We start from the raw sequence: 4,283 nt of genomic DNA, 5'->3' as shown, positions 1-4,283 counted from the left end.
GCTAAAAGTGGGGGGATTACCGCCCGAGAGTGGTGGAAGTGGGGGAATTTGATCGCTCCAAAGCTCGCTCGGCCGGCGTTTGCCAGCGTTCGATTTGGGGTTCACCTCGGATGTGGCCGGTTGTTGGATCCTTTTCCAGGTTCACTCGTGCCCACTTCGAGTCGATATCCAATTGGCGCGTGGCTTCATCGAAGTGATTGTCAATGAGGCGCTCAGCCGTCGCTTTGGCCTCTTGCTCCCACACGTTCTTCGCATCCCAGTGGCCCCGACCTTCGATGGCTCTTTCAAGCCGCGCGGTGATCAGGCGTTGAGGATCACCCACTTGATCCTTGGCAGCGCCGATGACAGACGCTTTGACTTCAATGACTTCCCAGCGTCCGCTTTCAGGATTGAAGCCGGCCAGGTCGTTGCCGTGGCCAGAATTGTTCTGGATCGGGACCAGGTCGCGATAGCCTTGCTCAGCCAGTCGATGCGAGACGATTGCTTCACCAATGTCGCCGGTCTCTGCTCGGGTCAATGCCGAGAGTTCTCGTCCACCCACCGACTTGGTGATCGCTTGCTCAAACGACACCGAGCCATTGAACATGCTGATATCTTGCCGCGCCAAGTAACCAAGTTCCTTGGGTGTCAGAGCGGCGCTGTCAAGCAATCCATCCAGGTGCCCCGACTTGCGAAGCCCGTCCACCAGTTCCCCGAGTTCGCCTTGGCTGCGTTTGACGCCTGCCAAGCCATGAAACATGAGGTCAGCGCCCTTGGCTTCGAGCCCGCCCTTGCTTTGAAGCTGCCGGGCATCGTGCGCGAGTTCCAGCAGTTCTTCGCCAAGCTCGCCTGCAACATGGCGTTCGGCTCGGCCTGCAACTCGTCCCGCATCTGCGGCAAGATCCTCGACCCCATCGGCAACTTTGGCCACTTTGCCAAGCTTGGTGAGCTTGGACACCGGCACGAATGTGGCGATAATTTCGATCGCCGCCGCACCTTTGGCTTGGCCTAGGTATTCCTGCTCCTTGCCTTCGCGCGTGGCCTGCTCAAAGCCTTTTTCCCACTCGTTCCAGGCGCTAACGGCGGCATTCTTGATGTCGCGCGGCACTTTGCCCGGATCATCGATGGCTTGGTTGGCATAGACCGATGCCGAACCCATGACCAGGTTGCGAAAGTTCTCGTCGGTTCTGAACTCATAGGCGAACTTGGCCAGATCGACCGTGTCACCCAACATTGAGAGGCCATGACTGGTCGCACCTTTCATCGCCCCATAGCTGTCCTGGCCGCGCCCGGCCAGATCGGATGAGATCGCGCCAGCGGCGCGTTCGAGATAGCTGTTCTGGGGGTTGTCGCGGACCTCCTGCGCCCAGCGTCGTGATTGCGCCAAGTTGTCGCTGATTTGAGCATCGGTCCAGTTGAGCGCCGCGCTCCCTCGCGCTTTGGCACTCTCCCAGCCCGCAACTACCGGCTCCTGGACATAGCGCTCGAAGTTCCGCTCAGCCCACGACTCGTTGACATTGGCTGCATCAAGCGCCTTATCAAAGCGCATTGCGTCCGCTGGCGGCAAGCGCTTGGAAATTGCGTCAATGAGCGTCCCGACTTCCTCGCGACCCTTTGGATCGGCATAGGCAGGGGAGCGCGTGATCGAGTTGACCAAGCCTTGCGCATCAAGACCCTGGATGGTCTGGTTGTTCAGGATCAGGCGGTGTGCTTCGAGCGCGGTCAGATCAACTTGGCCATTGGCGTCGGTTGCCATGGCAAGGGCGGCAAGATCAGCGGAGTCTTTGGGACGATTGGGTGCGTTCATGCGTGAATCCTTTCGACATGAGCTAACGGAAAAGCGGGTAATCCTCTTCAACGCGCGCCAGAACGGCAGCGAGGAGTGGGGATGGCGGTGGGCAGGCAAGATCCCTGATCAGCGACCACGGCCCATCTATCAAGGCATGGCCGCTTGGGAACTCAGGCAGACCATCACGCCGACGAAAGGCCAGCACAGCAAGTAGCTCGATCGGGAAGACGCGATCGAAGTCGCGATCAAACTCGTAGGTCTTTGAGCCTGTGCTCGCTTTGCTTCGGCTCAGATGAAAGTCAGCAGCCTCGCCTGTGGCGTTTGCAAACGCATCTTGATCTTGGCTCTTCCAGGTGTCTAGGACTGCCTGGTAGGGCGCAGTCAGTGGTTTGCGAGACTCGAAGTGGGTGGCAAGACCATAGCCTTCCGACAGCAGTCCGATCAGGAACACATCGTGCGTGTTGTGGGCAATACGCCGGGACTGCGGGAGCGTATTGAGTTGCTCGTCCTTTTCGGCCATTTCCAAGAAGCGCTGTGTGCAGACCTTGCCCGTCACCCAGTCGGACAAGACGGAGGGCCCAGCTGCTCGCAGGCTATCCGAATACTCCTGCGGCCAATTCCCTAGTTCGGGATGCATCTGGCTGTGCACCGCGTCCCAGCGCAGAAGCAGGGCGCGACTCTCGATCGTCCAGCAGAAGAACCGGGCAAGCTCTGCTAAGTCTTCGCGGAAGTAGGCATCACACGCAGCCACACTCCAAAAGTGGCTGATCCGCCCCAGCTGAGTGCCGACCTTGGGGCTCAACGGTCCGGTGGCTTTGAGATGCTCCTCGACGGCCTGGGTGTAGCGATCGATGTCGCCCGCGCTTTTGGCCCGGTCGAGCCAGGCTTTGCATTGGGACGGTAAGACTTTCAAGGAGGGGGACAACGACGGGGGCATGCGAAGGCGTTCCTTGCGGTCAATCCTCTTAGTGATGCTAGCTTACCGAGGCGGCACACGCCTTGCGTAGACTGCGTGCAGCGAAGCCAGATAGCTCATCAATCGTCAGGAAAACTTGCTGTCTAGATACTGAAACACGGTCCTGGCGGCGATCGCGAGCATGGCTTCATCTTTGTCCAGCAAGCTCTCATTGGCATGAGCCAAGCTGCCGTGGTTGCGAGCCGGATTGAGGCAGTCAATGACATTGCTCAGCGACCTCAGAACATTGTTCATCGTGTCCGATTGGCTGCCCAAGTTTCGCAGGCTTTGGTGCTCTTTTCTGAGAATCGTGAATAGGTTGGTGATCGTGGCGTTTGTTGGTGCTTCGATCCCTTGGGCGTGACACACCGCTTTGAGGTAAGCGTGAAGCGCCGTGTGAATGCGATCAACCGCATGGGTAGGGCCCGCGCTTCGGATCAGCGTATTGGCGTCAGCCAAGGCGCGCTTCAAGATATCGCTCGTGATGGCTGGGCTGCTCGCTTGCACTGAAAGCCCATCGGCGCATCTCCTGGCCAGCTCCAAAAGCTTTTTATAGGCCTGGGACGTCCGGAAGTGTTCCCCACCTTGCGGATACTTCTTGGCGATGCCTCGAAGAATGGCCGCTTGTCGGTGTCCTTCCACACCACTCAGGATGGCCACAAATCGCTCGCGCGTGGTGTTGCCGTCGAAGGCATCAAGATCTAAGTCCAGGTCGCAGAAGGCCGAATAGAATTCTCGGTGCGTGCGGTAGGAGAAATCGCCCAAGTAGCCCCCCTCCACACCGATGTATTGATGGACCACCCAGTGAATCTCACTGCTTCGCAACTCGCCCACAGATCACCCCCTAATCCGCTGGAACACCCGTCACTTTGGGAGCATTATAGGCAGACGCTTTGGGGCAGCGAAGGGGGCGTTCGACGCCCGTCCGAGCCCCGTAACAGGGGAAAGTCAATGGATCAGACGGCGTTGGCACAGGCAGGTGAAGAGTCTTCTTCGCTCCGGGGGGCAGGTGGTCTTAAGGACAAGATCGAAAAGGCCCGCTTGGAGCTTTTGGATCTGTCCACGCGCAACCGACTCCTTCATACGCCCAGAGGGGGGCGCGCGAAGACCATTGAGGTTGTCCATGAGCTGGCCAAGGCGATGTATCAGATCTTGGTCATTGACGGAAAACGCTTCACCTTTGTAGCGGGAAAAGAAGACCCGAAGCAAGGCGGGGCGCTTCCTGAGCTTGATGACGACGATGAAGCGGTTCTGCTGGACGAGGCTCCGAAAGACCCTGAGCTGATCGCACAGCCCGATTTCGAACTGGACGAGAATGGGCGTGTTAAGGCGCACTGGGACGCGCAGCTAACCACGCGTTTGACCCCAACGGGCTTGCAAAAGCGCTTGCTGGATCTTTACACCGATGCGCGCACGCTCCAAGAAGAGCAAGGCGTTAAGGAAGGTCTGAACAACGAGACCTGACAGGGCGGAAGGTGGCGTCGTTCCGAAGAGTGGCTTTTGGAACTTCGGAATTTCGCCATTTCTGGCGCTTTCCGCGGGAATTTCCCGGTTCACAGA

4 protein-coding genes are annotated in these 4,283 nt (G+C 58.5%); 1 reads left to right on the top strand and 3 read right to left on the bottom strand.

Annotation, left to right across the window (positions count from 1 at the left end; genetic code table 11):
• Positions 1 to 16: 16 nt before the first annotated feature.
• From J7367_RS21065 to J7367_RS21055, 3 genes are all read right to left on the bottom strand, one after another.
• Positions 17 to 1,786, bottom strand: coding sequence for a hypothetical protein (locus J7367_RS21065; protein ID WP_244672358.1), 1,770 nt, complete (start codon positions 1,784 to 1,786; stop codon positions 17 to 19).
• 22 nt (positions 1,787 to 1,808) lie between these two features.
• Positions 1,809 to 2,705 (bottom strand): hypothetical protein, encoded by an 897-nt coding sequence (locus tag J7367_RS21060; RefSeq protein WP_057664201.1) that lies wholly within the window; start codon positions 2,703 to 2,705, stop codon positions 1,809 to 1,811.
• 105 nt (positions 2,706 to 2,810) lie between these two features.
• A complete protein-coding gene (locus tag J7367_RS21055; RefSeq protein WP_057664198.1) occupies positions 2,811 to 3,557 on the bottom strand; it encodes an abortive infection family protein in 747 nt (248 codons plus the stop codon).
• A gap of 117 nt (positions 3,558 to 3,674) precedes the next feature.
• On the opposite strand from J7367_RS21055, the gene J7367_RS21050 reads away from it, so the two are divergent.
• Positions 3,675 to 4,187, top strand: a complete 513-nt coding sequence (locus J7367_RS21050) for a DUF4011 domain-containing protein (RefSeq protein WP_244672356.1) — start codon at positions 3,675 to 3,677, stop codon at positions 4,185 to 4,187.
• Positions 4,188 to 4,283 lie beyond the last annotated feature (96 nt).

Origin of the sequence: Xanthomonas sp. D-36-1 (assembly GCF_017746155.1) — a bacterium.
GTDB classification, from domain to species: domain Bacteria; phylum Pseudomonadota; class Gammaproteobacteria; order Xanthomonadales; family Xanthomonadaceae; genus Xanthomonas; species Xanthomonas cissicola.
Note: the sequence above shows the minus strand (reverse complement) of the source record. Positions and strands in the feature narration are given on the sequence as shown.

Coding starts and splice junctions, on each gene's coding strand:
- J7367_RS21050 (WP_244672356.1), top strand. CDS start 3,675: ATGGATCAGACGGCGTTGGCACAGGCAGGTGAAGAGTCTTCTTCGCTC.
- J7367_RS21065 (WP_244672358.1), bottom strand. CDS start 1,786: ATGAACGCACCCAATCGTCCCAAAGACTCCGCTGATCTTGCCGCCCTT.
- J7367_RS21060 (WP_057664201.1), bottom strand. CDS start 2,705: ATGCCCCCGTCGTTGTCCCCCTCCTTGAAAGTCTTACCGTCCCAATGC.